The sequence below is a fragment of the Stenotrophomonas sp. YIM B06876 genome (genome assembly GCF_030711595.1).
Lineage (GTDB): Bacteria > Pseudomonadota > Gammaproteobacteria > Xanthomonadales > Xanthomonadaceae > Stenotrophomonas.
Map to the genome: position 1 here is coordinate 31,505 of NZ_JAUJUJ010000019.1, position 16,907 is coordinate 48,411.

Annotated in this window: 11 protein-coding genes; 2 read left to right on the forward strand and 9 right to left on the reverse strand. The window is 64.2% G+C overall.

Going from position 1 to position 16,907, the window contains the following annotated elements:
• Window positions 1-22: 22 nt before the first annotated feature.
• The 3 genes from QZH66_RS09380 to QZH66_RS09390 form a co-directional block, all read right to left on the reverse strand.
• Window positions 23-493, reverse strand: coding sequence for a hotdog fold domain-containing protein (locus QZH66_RS09380; protein ID WP_305805676.1), 471 nt, complete (start codon window positions 491-493; stop codon window positions 23-25).
• 65 nt (window positions 494-558) lie between these two features.
• The gene (locus QZH66_RS09385; RefSeq protein WP_305805677.1) at window positions 559-3,033 is read right to left on the reverse strand and encodes an acyl-CoA dehydrogenase; all 2,475 of its coding nucleotides are present in this window, start codon (window positions 3,031-3,033) and stop codon (window positions 559-561) included.
• A complete protein-coding gene (locus QZH66_RS09390; protein ID WP_305805678.1) occupies window positions 3,030-3,935 on the reverse strand; it encodes an alpha/beta hydrolase in 906 nt (301 codons plus the stop codon). Before QZH66_RS09390 ends, QZH66_RS09385 begins: the two co-directional genes overlap by 4 nt.
• Before the next feature lie 143 nt (window positions 3,936-4,078).
• Here QZH66_RS09390 and QZH66_RS09395 point away from each other — a divergent pair, with 143 nt between their 5' ends.
• Entirely contained in the window at window positions 4,079-4,678 is a 600-nt protein-coding gene (locus tag QZH66_RS09395; protein WP_305805679.1) for a TetR/AcrR family transcriptional regulator, read from the forward strand.
• 133 nt (window positions 4,679-4,811) lie between these two features.
• Here QZH66_RS09395 and QZH66_RS09400 read toward each other — a convergent pair whose 3' ends face one another.
• From QZH66_RS09400 to QZH66_RS09425, 6 genes are all read right to left on the reverse strand, one after another.
• The gene (locus QZH66_RS09400) at window positions 4,812-5,792 is read right to left on the reverse strand and encodes a class I SAM-dependent methyltransferase (RefSeq protein WP_305805680.1); all 981 of its coding nucleotides are present in this window, start codon (window positions 5,790-5,792) and stop codon (window positions 4,812-4,814) included.
• A gap of 62 nt (window positions 5,793-5,854) precedes the next feature.
• On the reverse strand, window positions 5,855-8,422 hold the full coding sequence (locus QZH66_RS09405) for a TonB-dependent receptor (protein ID WP_305805681.1): 2,568 nt from the start codon (window positions 8,420-8,422) through the stop codon (window positions 5,855-5,857).
• A gap of 229 nt (window positions 8,423-8,651) precedes the next feature.
• Complete coding sequence (locus tag QZH66_RS09410; RefSeq protein WP_305805682.1) at window positions 8,652-10,343, reverse strand: sulfotransferase; 1,692 nt, start codon at window positions 10,341-10,343, stop codon at window positions 8,652-8,654.
• A 482-nt stretch (window positions 10,344-10,825) separates the two neighbouring features.
• Window positions 10,826-13,837, reverse strand: a complete 3,012-nt coding sequence (locus QZH66_RS09415; RefSeq protein WP_305805683.1) for a TonB-dependent receptor — start codon at window positions 13,835-13,837, stop codon at window positions 10,826-10,828.
• 231 nt (window positions 13,838-14,068) lie between these two features.
• Complete coding sequence (locus QZH66_RS09420; protein ID WP_305805699.1) at window positions 14,069-14,899, reverse strand: hypothetical protein; 831 nt, start codon at window positions 14,897-14,899, stop codon at window positions 14,069-14,071.
• A 153-nt stretch (window positions 14,900-15,052) separates the two neighbouring features.
• Complete coding sequence (locus QZH66_RS09425; protein ID WP_305805684.1) at window positions 15,053-15,946, reverse strand: Hsp33 family molecular chaperone HslO; 894 nt, start codon at window positions 15,944-15,946, stop codon at window positions 15,053-15,055.
• Window positions 15,947-16,132: 186 nt separating this feature from the next.
• On the opposite strand from QZH66_RS09425, the gene mtgA reads away from it, so the two are divergent.
• On the forward strand, window positions 16,133-16,885 hold the full coding sequence (gene mtgA, locus QZH66_RS09430; RefSeq protein ID WP_305805685.1) for a monofunctional biosynthetic peptidoglycan transglycosylase: 753 nt from the start codon (window positions 16,133-16,135) through the stop codon (window positions 16,883-16,885).
• The last annotated feature ends 22 nt before the right edge of the window (window positions 16,886-16,907 follow it).

Sequence of the window (16,907 nt, forward strand, 5' to 3'; positions counted from 1 at the left end):
TTCCAGGCAGCCTCTGCCGGGCTCATGCTTTGCGCGGTGATACCCACATCGCAATCGTTGCCTGGAACACCTCGACATCAGCCGCATCGGTGACGCTGACCTTCACTGGCAGGTCATAGCCGCTGGCTGCACTGACGATGGGCAGTGCCGGTGTCGCCACCGCCTTCAATACACCGCGGGCCTTGGCCTGGTACTTCACCTCCATGCCCCTGGGGATCCAGCGCATGTCGCGTGGCAGCGATGCATCGACCATCAGCCCGCCGCCCAGTTCGGCCAGGTTGCACAGGGCGATCGCATGTACGGTGCCGATATGGTTGCTGATGCGGCGGTGTTGGCGGATCCGCGCCTCGCAGCGGCCCGGCTCCAGCAGGGTCACCAACGGCGAAATGCTGGCGAAGTAGGGGGCCTTGAAACACACCGCACGCGAGAACAGCCAATGTCCTGCCGGCCAGCGGGTGATGCGACGGTACAGCGAAAGCAATGGAGTGCTCATGGCGGGATTCCCGATATGAAAACGGCGGGCACTTGGCCCGCCGCTGGTGTTGCGTTGTCGATGGGTTACGCCGCGTGCTGCGGGCGTTGCTTGCCGGGCAGGTCGTAGTAGCCGGCCGAACGCAGCTCGTGCGGATCGAAGTCGTCCACGGTGATGGTGTCCAGGGTCAGCTCGCGCAGCTCTTCCAGCAGCCTGCGTTCGTCCTGGCTGATCACGCCTTCGGCCACAGCTTCGTCCAGCTGGGTGGCGAAGGTCAGCGCTTCGATACCCTTGGTCTTGATCGCCTTGAGGAACTTGCGTTCCACCGGCTCGGCCATGATCGCCTTGGACAGGTAGCTGTTGATGCGGCCACCGGGATTGTTCTCGCACGGGGTCAGGAATACGCCCTCGGCCAGGCGTTCGCGGGCGTCGTTGGGCGACATCAGCAAGGCGGCCACACGCCGGCTCAGACGGTCGCCCGGTGCCTCGGCGCGGCGGCCCAGCGGGAATACCAGCAGCCACATCAGCCAGCCGATCGGACGGATCGGGAAGTTGCGCAGCGCTGCCGACAGCGATTCCTCGATGGTATGCACGCTGTCGTGGAACGCCCAGGCCAGCAGCGGCTGGTCGGCCACCGGCGCGCCCTCGTCGTGGTAACGCTTGAGCATCGCGCTGGTCATGTAGATGTGGCTGAGCACATCGCCCAGGCGGCCGGACAGCGACTCCTTGAACTTCAGCTTGCCGCCCAGCGTCATCATCGAGATGTCGGCCATCAGTGCCAGGTTGGCCGAGTAGCGGTCCAGCTTGCGGAAGAAACGACGGGTGTAGGCATCGCCCGGCGCGGCGCCGAAGCGGGCGCCGGTCAGGCCGAACCAGAACGAGCGCACCGCATTGGAAATGCCGTAGCGGATATGCCCGAACAGGCTCCTGTCGAATTCGCGCAGCCCGGCCCTGGTATCCGGGTCCTGGGCGGCCTTCATTTCCTGCAACACCCACGGATGGCAGAGGATGGCGCCCTGGCCGAAGATCAGCAGCGAGCGGGTCATGATGTTGGCGCCTTCCACGGTGATCGCGATCGGCGCGGCCTGCCAGCTGCGGCCGGCGAAGTTGCGCGGTCCCAGGATGATGCCCTTGCCGCCGATCACGTCCATCACATCGGCGATGACTTCGCGGCTCATGTTGGTGCAGTGGTACTTGGCGATCGCCGACGGCACCGACGGCACATCACCACGATCCACCGCAGCGGCGGTGGCCTGTGACAGCGCGCTGATCTTGTAGGCCTTGCCGCCGATGCGGGCCAGCGCTTCTTCCACGCCCTCGAAGCGGCCGACCGACAGCCCGAACTGCTTGCGGATGCGCGCATAGGCGCCGGTCACCACCGCGCCGGCCTTGGCGCCGCCACTGGCGGTGGAGGGCAGGGTGATCGAACGGCCAACAGCCAAGCATTCGTTGAGCATGTTCCAGCCCAGGCCACGCTTCTCGGCGCCGCCGATCAGCTGGGTCAGCGGAATGAACACATCCTTGCCGCGGATCGGGCCGTTCTGGAACGTGGAATTGAGCGGGAAGTGGCGGCGGCCGATTTCCACGCCTTCGGTGTCCCGCGGCAGCAGCGCCAGGGTGATGCCGATGTCCTTGGTATCGCCCAGCAGGCCATCGGGATCGTACATGCGGAACGCCATGCCGATCAGCGTGGCCACCGGCGCCAGGGTGATGTAGCGCTTGTCGAAGGTCAGCTTCAGCCCCAGCACTTCCTCGCCCTTCCAGACGCCCTTGCAGACGATGCCGAAGTCGGGAATCGAGGTGGCATCGGAGCCGGCGAACGGACCGGTCAGGCCGAAGCACGGCACCTCTTCGCCGATGGCAAGACGCGGCAGGTAGTAGTCCTTCTGTTCCTGGGTGCCGTAGTGGTTGAGCAGTTCACCCGGGCCGAGCGAGTTCGGCACACCGACGGTGGAGCTGACCACGCTCGACATCGACGCCAGCTTCTGGATCACCTTGTGGTGGGCCAGCGCGCTGAACCCCAGGCCGCCGTACTGCTTGGGAATGATCATGCCGAAGAAGCGGTTCCTCTTGATGAACTCCCACATCTCCGGCGGCAGGTCGGCCAGGACATGGGTGATTTCCCAGTCGTTGATCATCTTGCACAACTCTTCCACCGGACCGTCCAGGAAGGCCTGTTCTTCGGCGGTAAGCTGCGGCTTGGGATAGTTGAGCAGCTTGTTCCAGTCCGGATCACCGGTGAACAGCTCCCCTTCGAAACCGACCGAACCGGTCTCCAGGGCGATGCGTTCGGTCTTGGACAGCGGCGGCAGCACCTTGCGGAACACCGTCATGAAAGGGCCGGTGATCAGCGGCTTGCGGATGAAGGGCAGCAGCAACGGCACGCTGATCAGCGCGACGATGGCGGCCGCGATGAGGGTGGCGTTCTGGTTGATGCCAAGGAACCAGCAGGCGACCAGCAGCACCGCGCTGGCCACCGTCCACGTGGCCAGGCGCATGCGGTGGTAGGCGGCAACCGCGCCTGCCAGCAACACCGCGATAAAGGGGACGACAATGCTCATGGGCGTGCTCCGGTAACGTGCTTGGTTAGGGCGGACGCTGCGGCGGGCAGGGCGTCCAGGTAGTTCAACACAGCGGCGGTAAATGCGTCGTTGTCATCACCGGCCACCATATGCGTGGCCTCGGGCAGATGCACGTGCTGTGCATGCGGTGCCAGCGACAGGAATTCGGAAACGGTCTGCGGCGTGACCAGATCGCTGCGCCCGCCACTGACCAGCAGCAGCGGACATTCGATGCGGCGTGCGGCTTCGGTGATCGTGCTCTGGTGCTGCTCGCTGTCGCGCGCCAGTTCCGCCACCAGCCGCGGATCCCAATGCCAGGTCCAGCGTCCATCCGGCGTGGGCCGCAACAAACCGCGCAGCGACTCCTCGCTCTTGCGCGGACGATGCGGCATGTACGCGGCGATGGTGTCGGCCGCCACTGCCAGTGAGTCAAAGCCGTGCGGGTGGGCGCTCATGAAGGCGAGGATGCGATCAACCCCGCGTGTCTCCCAGCGCGGGGTGATGTCCACCAGCACCATCGCCGAGAACAGACCCGGCCAGCGCGATTCGGCCATCAGCCCGAACAATCCTCCCATCGAAGCGGCCACCAGCACCGGCGGCCGCGCCAGCTCGCCGGCAACCACAATCAGGTCGTCAGTGAACTGCTCGCCGTCGTAGGGCTGGTCGGCCGCATTCCAGTCCGAGCCGCCATGGCCGCGTGCGTCATAGCTCAGCGTGCCGTAGCCGGCGGCTGCGATCACCGCGGCGCTGGAGTTCCATGCGCCGCGGGTCTGGCCAAAGCCGTGGGCGAACAGGATCGGGCTCTTGTCGCCCGGACTTCTGGACGCGGCGAGGCGGATGCCGTGGGCGCCCTTCAGCTCGAGCTCCACGCAATTCATGGCAAAAGCGGCGTATGTTTCCATACCTGATGGTATGGATGGGTGGTCGGACATGTCAATACTTGCCGGTATGGTTTGGCGGCCAGGCGGCTCCCGGTACTGTTTTCCCCTTGCTGCAGCCGCGCCGGCGTACTGCAACCAACCGCAGCGTATGGTTAAATCTGGAAATGAATGACACATCAGCTTCTTCCGGTGAAACCCGTGGCGCGCGCAACAGCCGGCTCAGCGCCGAGGACTGGGCACAGGCCGCGCTGGACCTGATCGCCGAACAAGGTGTGGCGGCGGTGGCGGTGGAACCGTTGGCGCGGCGGCTGGGCGTGACCAAGGGCAGTTTCTACTGGCACTTCCCCTCGCGCGATGCGTTGCTGCAGGCGGCGCTGGAGCGTTGGGAGCTGGTCGAGCAGCAGCAGGTATTCGGCAGCCTGGAGGGCGTGGCCGATCCGCGTACCCGCCTGCGCGCGCTGTTCCAGCTCGCTGCCCACGAAGTCACCCCGCACATCATCTACAGCGAGCTGCTCAAGGCGCTGGACCATCCGATGGTGCGGCCGGTCATCGACCGCGTTTCGCAGCGGCGCATGGAATACCTGGTGGCCTCGTTCCGCCAGGCCGGCCTCAGCCGCACCGATGCGCAGCACCGCGCCCGCCTGGCCTATGCCGCCTATGTCGGTTTCCTGCAGCTGTCGCTGCAACTGCAACAGCCCAGGCAGGCCCGCGAGGACTTCGAGGCCTACGTTGAACACGTCATCGAGACATTGATTCCGGGCTGAGAATCAGGTCCGGGCTGCCGGCGTGAGGCAGGCAGCAGTTTCCGCTCGGGGCAAAGAGCGGTGTGCCCGGGGTGTCTGTCGCTTCGTCCGCACCATCAGCCTCTAAGGACAATGGCTTGGTAAGGGGGCGGCGCTAGCGGTGTTGGCGACAGGCGCGCAATGACCAGCCGAGCGTGTGGCCGTCATGCAGCAGGTTCGCGATGCCGCTTTGCTGGATGCCGACCGCGCGCAGGTCCTCGACCAACTGCTGCATTTCGCCGAGAGATCTGGCGGCGACCAGCAAGGCGCGATAGCGTTCGACGGCATCTTCGAGCTGCTCCCGATAGCGATCACAGGCTTGCAGGGCGGCATCCACCTGGCCGGTGGTCCGCGTAAAGGCGAGCAGTTGCGGCGCCCATTGCAGCAGCTCCCGCAGCAGGTCTGGCGTGCTGCTGCGGCTGGCGGCGAATCGGACAAGGTCCATGGATTGATTGAACCGGTCCCTTGCCACGCCCGCGCACGGATTGGCGTTCAACGCGCGCTGTGTGTCCTGTTTCCCCGCCAGTGCCATGAAAGGTACCAGTGCGGTGATGGCGTCCAGTGCAGCGCCGGGAAGAAGCAACGCGTTGGCATGCGCCAATTCTTCCGCAGCAACCGTGACGATGCGTGAATCGCGCGAATGCACGACCGCGGCAAAGGTGCCGCCGTCGCGTAGCACCCGTGCCACCTCGGCAAGGCTTGAAGACAATTCGGCGTATTCGATGCCGTATTGGCTGCTTATCAGGTCGAACGTGGCCTCTGGAAACGGCAGTGCCTCACAGCGCACGCGTGGGTGAAAGCGCGGCATGGAGCGGCCATCGGATGCCCACTGCGGGGCAACGTCAGCGGCATCCACCGCGTCGATCTGCAAGTCCGGCCGTAGCCGCATCAGCAACCGGGGGACCGGGCCGTTGCCCGTTGCCAGATCCAGCACGGCGGCTTGCGGCGGCAATTCCGCAGACACGTCCTTCCAGAAGGCGGCGATGCTGCCGGCATAGCCATCGTCAAACGAGCCCGGCAGGGAGTGCGCCGGCTGCGCTGCCCAGTAGCGGCTCCACGAGTCGCGATTACGCGCATGTGCGTCGATGTCGGTCATGAAGTGGAAACAGAAAGGGGAGCCCGAAGGCTCCCCTTTCTGTTGTTGCAAATCAACTGCTATCAGAAACGCTGTTCGTACCGCACGTACGGGCTGCGGCCGTAGGCGTCATACAGATAGAAGTTGAACGGACGGCCGTCATAGGCAATCAGTTCCGGCAGCTTGTTGGTCAGGTTGTTGACGCCGAGCATGACCTTGGCATTCCACGGCATCGCCAGGCTGAGCTGGACGTCATGCGTGACATAGGCCTTGGTGTAATCGCCGTCGGTGTTGGAGCCATTGGAGCCGATGTAACGCACGTTGTAGACCGCGCTCCAGTCGCCGCGGCTCCAGGTGTTGTTGAGCGTGGCGCGGGTGTGCGGGAAGCCCTGCAGGCCGGCCTGGTTTTCGCCACCGTCAATGGTGTACGAACGCTGATAGCTGGCCTGCATCATATTGGCCAGCGAGCCCCAATTGCCGAGATCGAAGTTGGTGCGCAGCGTCAGATCGACACCGTCCGTCTTGACCTTGCCCTGGTTGAAGTAGCAGTTGTGGATTTCCTTGATCGGACTGCCCAGGGAGTTGGCCAGCGCCTTGTCCCGGATGATCGAACAGGGCGCGCCGGGGAACGGAGTCGGGTCCCTGCCCAGCTCGATATCGATCAGCTTCTGCGAGCTGAAGAAGGCGATACGGTCCTTGATCTGGATGTTCCAGTAGTCGAGGGTGACGTTCAGCCAGCTGGTGGCATCCCACACCCCGCCCACCTGGTACTGGGTCGATTTTTCCGCACCCAGGCCTTCGGCCTTCTCGCGGTAGGAATCCACCTGCAGGTCGGTTTTATTGGCGAAGGCGGCGCACTTTGCGGCGGTCCCGGCGCCCTGGTCCAGGCAGCTGGCCGGATCGTAGACCGAGTCGGCGGAGAACGCCGTGGCCTGCGAAATGACATCCAGGGTCGGGGCAACGAAACCCTTGCCGACCGAGCCGCGCAGGGTCAGGCTGTCAATCGGGTGCCAGCGCAGGGACAGTTTCGGGGCGAAGTTGTTGCCGTAGTCGCTGTATTTCTCATAGCGACCTGCCAGGTTGGCGTCGAAGGTCGAGGTGATCGGGAACAGCATCTCGAAGTACGCGGCAGTGACTTTGCGGCTGTCGCCGGCCGAAGCACCGGAGCTGCCCAGGACCACGCCCGCCGAAGACAGCGAGTCGTACACGTCGTCAAACTGTTCCTTGCGGAACTCCGCACCCACGGCCAAGCTGGCCGAACCGCCGCCCATCTGGAACAGATCGTTGAAGGTCAGGTTGGCGAAGGCTTCCTTGGTGGTGAAGACGCTGTCGCGGCTGATGGTGGCCTTGATCGAGTTCAGCACATCCTCGGGAGTGGCCGCCGGGTTGTAGATGTTGTAAAGATCGTCATTGATGGCCTGCTCGGCCAGGGAGGCGACGATGTAGTTGCGACCCAGCTCCTTGTAGCGGTAGGTGTTGTAGCGGACACCGCCGTCAAAATCGATGCTGTCGGAAACCGCACCGCGGGTGCCGAGCAACACGTCGTAGACGGTGCCGTCGGTGGTGTTGTCGCGATTGCCGGCCGCGGCGAAGCGGTGGTAGAGATAGGTCAGGGCGCCGGGCACCGGGTTCTGCGCGGCGTCCGGGGCGATGGCCACGGCACCCGGGGTCGGGGCGTAGCGGCCGAAGCTGGTGGTGTTGGAGACGCTGGTGTTGGCATACACCGACCAGTTCTCGTCGACCTGCACTTCACCGTTCATGAAGAACGAGTTGTTGCGGGTGGCCGCTTCGTCGGCGGCGACCTTGTTGAAGTTGTACGAGCAACGCCCGTTGGGCAACAGGTAGAAGTTCTCGTTGGTGCAGCCGCCCGGCAGGGCCGTGGTGGCGACTAGCTCTTTGCCGGTCACCGGGTCGAACGAACGATAGTTGTTGCCGTAGGTCGACACGCCAAGCGTCTGCCCCCACGGACGCGAGTTGGTGAAGATCATCGCCCGGCGGTTATGGGAGAACCCGCCGATCATGCGGCCGCGGTCACCGGAAGCGCCAAACAGGATGGAGCCTTCATCGGTCCGGCCCCACTTGGGATCCGATTTGCCGAGCATTACCTGGGCGCCTTCAAAGTCCTTGCGGGTGATGATGTTGATCACGCCGCCCACCGCGTCGGCACCATAGATGGCGGAGGCGCCATCGGTCAGTACTTCGATGCGTTCAACCGCAGCCAGCGGAATGGTGTTCAGGTCGGTACCCGAACCTGCGGCAAACGGCGCCTTGGGCGCACGGTGGCCGTCGATGAGCACCAGCGTACGCTGGCCACCCAGACCACGCAGGTCGGCGAATGCGCCGGCCTGGGCCGAGCTGCCCGACTGCGGGCGGAACTGGCCGACCGAGTTGAAGTTGGTGGTACGCAGGTAGTCGGCGACCGAGGTCTCACCGCTGGCGTCGATCTGGACGCGATCGATGACGGTGACCGGCTGGGCGCCTTCAATCTCGGCGCGCTTCAGGCGCGAGCCGGTGACTTCGATGCGGTCAAGTGTGGTGGAAGGCTCGCCTTTTGACGAGGAGTCTTGAGCGAAGGCGGTTCCGGTGACAGCGACGCCCGACAGCAGGGCGAGCGTGATCGCGTCACGTAGACGAGTACTCTTCAGGTTCATATCTCTCTCTCAGGTTGAGGCTGGGAAAAACTCCCGGTGATCCTTCAAGCGGTGCCAAAAGGAAGGCACAAAAACTCGAGGTCGGGCCGATGTTATATCGGTGTTGGAGCAAATTAAAGTCTCGTTAACCTTTTCAGTTGAAACTTATTTGTGAACGCGGTAGGCCTTCCGGAAACTTCACATTTACTGAACAAAGGGTGTGATTGGGCTGGTGTTGTCCCGCAAGAGGTCAGAATTTTCCCGGGTAGTTCCGCCAGCGGCCGATGGAACGGGTATGCACGGGTTCCCGGACCTGCCAGCGGCTGGGCGTCTGCACACCGCCGGTTTGGCGGTGGGAAAGCAGTACGTCCGGGTTCCACTCCAGCCCCAGGAACGCGAGCAGGCGTCGGGCGCCTGCTTCCGGTTCGCGGGTCAGGGCCTCGTAGTCCTGCACCAGAATTGGCAACGGCAATACCTGCTGCCAGAGCGCCAGAAGCCGGTCTTCGGCGTCCTGGTAGGCGGCGATGTTCTCGAGGCGGGTAGCAAAGGTCGACGCGGGCGAGAAATTTTCGCTGTAGATCGACAGCGCCACGTCCCTGCGGTCGCGCCGGCACCAGATCACCCGTGCATCGGGAAACAGCGAGCAGGCCAAGCCGAGCTGGAAGAAGTTCAGCGGGGCTTTGTCCACCAGCACCCGCGTTCCGGTGCGTGCATGCCGGCTGGCGGATTGCAGGTAGTCCGTGGCCAGTTTGGCCAGGGTCCCGGAAGGAAGGTCGATGGCAACCGAGGGCCAGCCCGACCCCAGCTCCCGGGCGATCCGCGGCAGGTCGGGCAGCTCGCCGCATCCATGCACCTCGGGGTGCGCGGCGAGAATGCGCTCGGTCAAGGTGGTGCCCGAGCGGGGCATGCCGACAATGAAGACCATGCGTGGCTCAGAGGCTGCGCGTTCCCGCTGCTTCCAGCGGCCGGGGCGATAGCTGCGCTCGATTGATTCCAGGTGCCCGGACAGCTGTGCCGGGTTGAATCGACCGGCCTGGATCTCCCGCGCCGCATTGGCCTTGTCCCATATGTGCATCGCATCGGCATAGCGCTTCTGGCTGTCCAGCGCTTTACCCAGGGCATAACCGGTGGAGGCGCGCTCTCCGGGACTGATCTGCGGGTTGTCCAGTGTTCTGCGGGCGGCGTCCAGGAGATCCGGGGGAGTTTGGCCCCGCAGCAGGCCGATCAATCCGGCCAACGGCATTGCCCAGCCGGGCTGCAGGCGCAGTGCTTCGCGATAGGCCGCGGCAGCGGCATCTTTTTCCCCTGCATCTTCCTCGGCCTGGGCCAGTGCCATATGCAAGGCTGCATCGTGCGGACTGATCAACAGGCCGTCGCGATAAAGCGCCAGGGCCTGCGCGTGATCTCCCAGTTGACTGTGCGTCTCGGCCAGGCGAAGCCGCAGCCGGGTGTCGTTGGGGGCCTGCTCAAGCAGCTTCGTCAGCAGCGGCTGGGCGAGCGCGGGATGATCCGTTTCAAATTCAGCGTCAGCCAGGGCCTGGGTTGCGATCGGGTCGGGGCGCAGCCGATAGGCCGCGCGCAACGGCGGCAATGCCTCCAGCATCCGCCCGGTCCGCAGCAGGGAAATGCCGAGCAGCAATGCATTGTCGGCATCGCCGGGTTCCAGCTGATGGGCCCTGGAAAAGTGATGAATAGCCTGAGGCATGTCGCCGTTGCGTGCGGCCAGCCGCCCGGCGGTACGCCACAGGGCGGATTGCGTTGTCCCGTTCTCCAGCATCCGTGCAAGCAAGCGCTGCAACGTTTCATTTGCCGGATTGGCCTCCAGCAACTCGGAAAGCGCGATGGCCGCTGGAGCGGGCGCCCGCTGAAATTCTTCCAGAAACAGCTCATGCGCTGCCTCGGTTTGGCCGGCGCGCAGAAGAGACAGGGCGCGGAGTTTCACGTCGCCCTCGGAGCCGACAGGTGGAGTCGAATGCATTTTTGCGGTGCGACCTCAGCGAGTCCGAAGGGTCGGACTCTAGCAAGGAGGCCATGTCACCTCCAAGGTGGTGGCCGTACCGCAGGCACGCGAGTGCAGCGGCGGTCTCGCGTTCGCCGTTCAGTACAACGGGTTTCCGGTCCCGCGGGGCGGCGACTTGCAGTCCTGTCACAAGCGGGCTGTTTCATGGACGTTGAGCCCGTGAGCTGGCATGCGACCCGCAGGGTTTTGCCGGTAAACGGGACAGCCGCGGTGTCCGGAAATTCTGCGGCGGTGCGACCAGTGCGGAACGACCGGAGCCGTGCGCAGTGGCTGAGAACGGTTTCGGGTTGAGAGGGTCAGCCGGGGATGCCGCTGTTCATCGGGGGCTTGACTCCCACTGTCCGCAAAAAACTACGGCCCCTTGCGGGGCCGTAGTCGTGTATCAGAAGTATCTGAGGTTCAGATCAGAAGTTCTGCTGGTACTTGAGGTACACGGTGCGGCCGATATCAAACCCGCCGTAGTAGGCGAAGTTGGACGAGGCCTGCGAGTACCACGGGGCCGAAATGTGGTTGAACACGTTGTTGGCGCCCACGGCGATCCGCGCATCCCACGGAGCCGACCAGGCAACCTGGACGTCGTGGAAGGTGTTGGAACCGAGGTTGTTCTTCGGCGAAATCTTGCCCAGCGTTTCCGGTGCCGCCCAGTTCGGGGTGGTGCAACGGTCCAGGTACGAGCAGTTTTCCTTGCTGCCGGAGAAGTAGCGCATACCCCACATCGCCGACCAGTTTTCCAGCTTCCAGGTCAAAGACAGGTTGGAACGGATGCGGAAGTAGGCGTTGCGGCCGTTCCAGTGGTTCGGCACGGTCGCCGGATCGTTGGTCGCCTTGGACTCGTACTTGCTGACATACGTGGTGGCCCACTTGGCGCCGAAGCGGCCGAAGCCGGTTTCCTGCGCGTAGTTGACGTCGAAGTCGAAGCCCTCGGTCTCGGTGAAGCCGGCGTTGCGCAGGCCGTACTTCAGATCGTTGACGATCTTGGTGACCGGATCACGGGTGAAGTTGGCGCAGCGCGAGGCGATCAGGCCGACATAGCAGTCTTCCATGATCAGGTTCGGGCTGTCCGACACCATCGTGTTGTCGATGCGGATGTTCCACCAGTCCACGGCCACACTCAGACCCTGGACATAGCCCGGGCTGTAGACGAAGCCGATGGTCTTGGACTCGGAGTTTTCCGGCTGCAGGTTCGGGTTGGAGCCGCTGGTGAACGGCACCGGCGTCTGGTCACCCTTCTGCGTGGTCGGGACGAAGCCCTGCTTCAGCTGGCGATAGCCCGCGCCGACATCGGCCAGGCACTTGGCCGAACCCTTGGCGACACCGTAGACGCTGTCGCACGGATCTTCAAAACCGGTGGTGAAGCTCTGCGAGCCGCCGCCGTACAGGTTGCCGATGGTCGGCGCGCGGAAGCCTTCCGACCACGTGGCACGGACCAGCAGCTCGTCGGTCGGACGCCACTTCAGGCCGAACTTGTTGTTGGTGGTGTCGCCGAAGGTGTTGTAGTCCGAATAGCGGCTGGCCACGCTCAGGGTCAGTTCCTTGGCGAACGCGACGTCAGCCAGCACCGGGATGTTCAACTCGGCATAGAGTTCGTCCAGGGAGTAGCCACCCGAGGTCGGGCCCGAGGCCAGGTTGGTGGAGTTGCCGGACTGGGCAATGGCGTCGGGGAAGAAGCCGCCCTGTTCCTTGCGGTATTCGTAACCCAGTGCGAACGCCAGGTCACCGGCGGGCAGTGCGAACAGCGAGCCGGCGATATTGGCGAAGTAGCTGTTGGTCTTGGTGTTGCCGACCGCATGCTCTTCGCGGAACAGATACTTGCGCACTGCCGGATCGTCGAGCGAGTTGGCCACCGCACCGGTACCGAAGCCGGCAAACGGGTTCCACGGCACGCAGCTGGTCAGCGCGATCGGATTGGCGGCGGTGCCGCACTGGATCTGGCCGGCGGAGTTCTTGAACGACGGACCCACCGCAGCCTGGACGGCCGGAATGTAGAAGTTGCCGTTGTTGATGATGGTGCTTTCGTTCTCGTTGAACAGATAGCCCGCATCCCAGTCGAAATAGCGGTCGCCGATCTCGAACGAACCTTCCAGGGCCGCGGTGAAGCGCCACGTGGTCAGGGAAGTATCGGTGGTGCGCGGAACTTCCCAGCCGCGACGGCGCCAGTCGATATTGTTGGTCTGCGAGAACGCCGGCAGACCGGTCTTCGGGTCCAGGTAGCCAGCGACGTCTGCCTGATACAGATCGGCGTTGCCATTCGGATTGAAATAGCTGCCGTTGCTGACGAAGGTGCGCGTACCGTCGGCATTGGTGCGATAGACCGCGCCGGCCATGGGCGCGCCGATGGCGGTCGATTGGGTCGGATAACCGGCGATCTGGCGGTTCGAATCGCGCTTGGTGTAGCCCATGTCGGCGTTGAAGCGGACATTGTCGAAGATGTCATAGCTTGCGTTGACAAACAGCGAACGGCGCTTGAGCGGAGTCAGCAGATGCATCTGGTCCGAGCTGCGGCTGGTGTCTGCGATCGGATCCTGCGGGTGGAAATTACCGGAACCCATGGCATTGCTGCCGCGGTTGGGGGCGGCCCAGGTAGCACCCAGGCGCGTCGGATTACCCTTGCTGTCCAGCACGAGTTTGCCATTTTTGTCGCGGGCAAACTGATTGTTATTGGTGTTGTAGTTGCCCCACTGACCGACCGTAGTCAGACCGGAGAGCGGGTCACCCGGACGGGTGTCTTCCGAGAACCAGCGGTCCTTGGCCCACACGCCTTCTTCCTTGTGGTATTCGGCACCGACGGTGACCGAGCCGCGGTCGCCCTTGAAGCCGACCAGGAAGTCATAGCTCTGCTTCTGGCCGTCGCCCTGGCTGTACTGGCCGACATAGGCGTTGGCCTGGGCACCTTCGAAGTTCTTGCGGGTGATGATGTTGATCACGCCGGCCATGGCGTCGGAACCGTAGATCGAGGAGGCGCCATCCTTCAGGACCTCGATGCGCTCAACGATGACGCTCGGGATCGACGACACGTCCTGGTAGCCGTTGGGGCTGATGCCCAGACGCTTGCCATTGACCAGCACCAGGGTGCGCTGCGCACCGAGGTTGCGCAGGTCGATGTACTGGCCACCGGCTTCCTGGTTGGAGGTCAGCGGCGAAGCGCGGCTGAACGACGGGCTGCCGGCGGCAGAGATGTTCTGCAGGATGTCGGCGACCGAGCTGAAGCCCTGCGACTCGATGTCCTGACGGGAGATGGTGAGCACCGGCTGTGCGGTTTCAAGGTCAACCTGGCGGATACGCGAACCGGTGACTTCAATACGATCCAGGCTGGTCGGGGCGCTGGCTTCCTGGGCAAATGCCGCGCCGCTGGTGCCGGCGCTTGTCACAAGCGCGATGATTACCGCATCGCGCAGCTTGTTGGACTGGTGGTTCATTGACTCTCTCTCTCCAAGTTGACTTGGGTGTTGCACAAAGGGATAGCCCCGGGTGGAACCGAATGCGGATCCAAATGCCGCGAGGGTGACCCGATAGTAGCTCAACGTGAAGGAGAAATTAAAGTGCCGTTAAGGAGACGGAAATTCCAGGTGAAGATTTCAGTCGCAACAGAAGCGGAAACGCCCTCCGAAGAGGGCGTTTAAGGAGTTATCCCTTTTAAAAACAGGTGCTTAAAGATCCTGCTCGTACCTGACGTAAGGAATGGTGCCTTCGTCATTGCTTTCATTCTTGGGGGCGAACGGGTTTTTGCCGCGGGTGATCACGTTCTCCGCGCCCACCGTGAGCTGGCCGCTCCAGGGTGTCCGCCAGGTAAGGCCCAGGCCCACGCCTTCCCACTTGCCGGGCTGGCCGGGAACGTCAACCACACGGCCGACAATATTGGCGCTGAAGGGGCCGTAGCCAGCGCCCATGCTCAGGGTCTTGCTGTCCCACTGGTCAACCAGTGCCGGCGAGGCATCTCTCAGCGGGACCAGACGCGCCTTGGCGTAAGTGCCGCCAATGGAGACAAAGCCTTCGCGGCCAATGTTCTTCTGCCCGAAGACGGTCAGGTCGTTCTGCTCCATCCGCGTTGCCGGGGCCTTGCCGTTGCTGGAAAGCCATGCCGGCAGCGTATCGCGGCCGGTACCGGCCGACAGGCCGATACGGCCGCCCGGACGGTTGAAACTGGTGGTCGCCGAAAGGTGGCGGCCGATGCCCCTGTCATCGTCGTCATCGCCGAGGCTGGCAAGCATGCAGTGGCTGGCCAGCCCGCTGATGCTGGTGCCGCGGCTGCTGTTGCACAGCAGACCCAGGGAGTCGCGGGAAGAAAGCCCGAACGCGGCATCCAGCGAATTGCGGCCGAAGTGCCAGCGGGCCCCGGCCGTCTGCTCACCGGTCGGTTCGAGATACAGCAGGGCTTCCACCTTGCCGCTGCCCTTGTTCCACACCGGCAGCACCGTGCTGTCCTGCGCGGTGGGCCGGCTCTGCGCATGCGCGCCCGAGACCGCACCCAGGGCGATCATCAAGGCAAGGGGCAGGCGCAAAAATGCGTTCATAGGATCTCTGGGACACGCGGATCCGCGGGAAGTTCCCGCAGGAGGATGTCTTTGATCGTAGGGCGTTTATGTTTTCTTAACAAGTCTTCGTCCTCCCCAGAACGCAACTCGTCACAGATTTCATTGAAGCCGTTCCGGCGCGGGTTGTTCAGCCGGTGCGTCGGCAAACAGTGCGCCCAGTTCGGTCAAGGGGAAGTGATAATTCTGACCGCAGAATTCGCAGCGCACCTCCACCCGTCCGGTCGGCTCGGCGGCGGCGCGCGCTTCCTCTTCGCCGAGCGACTGCAGCATCGCTTCCACCCGTCCGCGCGAGCAGGAACAGCCGAAGTGCAGCGGCTTGGAGCCGAGCAGGTCCGGGGTTTCCTGGTGGAACAGGCGGTGCAGCAGCTCGGGGCCGGCCACGCCCAGCAGTTCGTCGCGCCGCAGGGTGTCGAACAGGGCGCTTGCGCGCATCCAGCCGTCGTTGTCACCGCTGTCGCCGGGCAGCTTCTGCAGCAGCAGGCCGGCGGCGCGTTCACCATCGGCAGCCAGCAGCAGCCGGGTGGGCAGCTGTTCGGACTGGCGGAAATAGTCCTCGAAGGCTTCGTCCAGGGTGGTGGCGGTCAGCGCCACCAGACTCTGGTAGCGCTGCGGCTCGCGCGGATCCAGCCCCGGGTTTTCGATGGTGATGGCCAGCAGCGCATCGTCTCCCAGGCGGTTGAGCTCATGCGGCGCATCCTGACCTTCGGCCAGCTGCACGATGCCACGCAGGCTGCCGGCCGAAGTGCATTCGGCAAACAGGGTGCGCATCGCCGAACTGCTGCGCAGCTGGATCGAGAGCCTGCCATCAACCTTGGTGTGGCCGGTGAACAGCGCCGACGCCACGCACGCCTCGCCCAGCAGTTGCGTGGCCGAGGCCGGGTATTGGCCGTGGGAGAGGATTTCGCGCCAGCTGGAGGAAAGCTGGACATGGACGCCACGTACCCCGGCTTCGGGCAGGAGGAAGCGGACAAGCAGGTCGGATTGGTCGGTCATGGGGTCGGCATCTATGCGTATATGAAAGTCCGGTACCGGATAATGCGCCGGACTACGGACCACTGGAGGTGTACCAGCAATGGGGGCGGAGGACGGCAAGCTCAAGGTGGAAGGCGGGCAGGGGGCCCAGCGGCCGCGCCGGCGGCTATGGCGCTGGCTGCTGGCGGTGCCGCTGGCGTTCGTGGNATGGGGGCGGAGGACGGCAAGCTCAAGGTGGAAGGCGGGCAGGGGGCCCAGCGGCCGCGCCGGCGGCTATGGCGCTGGCTGCTGGCGGTGCCGCTGGCGTTCGTGGGGGTTTCGGGACTGCAGGTGGTGGTGTTGCGTTTTGTCGACCCGCCGTTCTCCACGGTAATGGCGTTGCGGCAGTTGGAGGCCTGGGGACAGGGCGACTGGAAGTTCAGGGTCCACTACGCCTGGCGGGATCTGGACCAGATGGCGCCCAGTGTGCCGATTTCGCTGGTGGCCGCCGAGGACCAGCGTTTTCCGCTGCATGGCGGCTTTGACCTGCAGGCGATTGAAAAGGCGCGCAGCCACAACGCCCGCGGCGGGCGCCTGCGCGGCGCCAGCACGATCAGCCAGCAGGTGGCCAAGAATGTGTTCCTCTGGCAGGGCCGCAGTTGGCTGCGCAAAGGGCTGGAAGCCTGGTACACGCTGCTGATCGAGGCGTTGTGGCCGAAAAGCCGCATTCTGGAGATGTATGCCAACGTGGCCGAGTTCGGCGATGGCATCTATGGCGTGCAGGCTGCATCGCGGCAATTCTGGAACAAGGACGCCGCGCGCCTGAGTGGTGCGGAGAGTGCGCGGCTGGCCGCGGTGTTGCCGTCACCACGGCGCTACAGCGCACAGAATCCCGGGGCCTATGTGCAGCGGCGGGCCGCCTGGATCCAGCGGCAGGCGCGGCAATTGGGCGGTGCCGGCTATGTGGATGACGCGGATTGAGCGCCGCGGCGGCGCGGTTCCG

Excerpts from the sequence above, each read along its gene's own strand:
- QZH66_RS09385 (WP_305805677.1), bottom strand. The coding sequence starts at position 3,033 with ATGAGCATTGTCGTCCCCTTTATCGCGGTGTTGCTGGCAGGCGCGGTT.
- QZH66_RS09405 (WP_305805681.1), bottom strand. The coding sequence starts at position 8,422 with ATGAACCTGAAGAGTACTCGTCTACGTGACGCGATCACGCTCGCCCTG.
- QZH66_RS09390 (WP_305805678.1), bottom strand. The coding sequence starts at position 3,935 with ATGGAAACATACGCCGCTTTTGCCATGAATTGCGTGGAGCTCGAGCTG.
- QZH66_RS09415 (WP_305805683.1), bottom strand. The coding sequence starts at position 13,837 with ATGAACCACCAGTCCAACAAGCTGCGCGATGCGGTAATCATCGCGCTT.
- QZH66_RS09380 (WP_305805676.1), bottom strand. The coding sequence starts at position 493 with ATGAGCACTCCATTGCTTTCGCTGTACCGTCGCATCACCCGCTGGCCG.
- QZH66_RS09425 (WP_305805684.1), bottom strand. The coding sequence starts at position 15,946 with ATGACCGACCAATCCGACCTGCTTGTCCGCTTCCTCCTGCCCGAAGCC.
- mtgA (WP_305805685.1), top strand. The coding sequence starts at position 16,133 with ATGGGGGCGGAGGACGGCAAGCTCAAGGTGGAAGGCGGGCAGGGGGCC.
- QZH66_RS09400 (WP_305805680.1), bottom strand. The coding sequence starts at position 5,792 with ATGACCGACATCGACGCACATGCGCGTAATCGCGACTCGTGGAGCCGC.
- QZH66_RS09395 (WP_305805679.1), top strand. The coding sequence starts at position 4,079 with ATGAATGACACATCAGCTTCTTCCGGTGAAACCCGTGGCGCGCGCAAC.
- QZH66_RS09420 (WP_305805699.1), bottom strand. The coding sequence starts at position 14,899 with ATGATCGCCCTGGGTGCGGTCTCGGGCGCGCATGCGCAGAGCCGGCCC.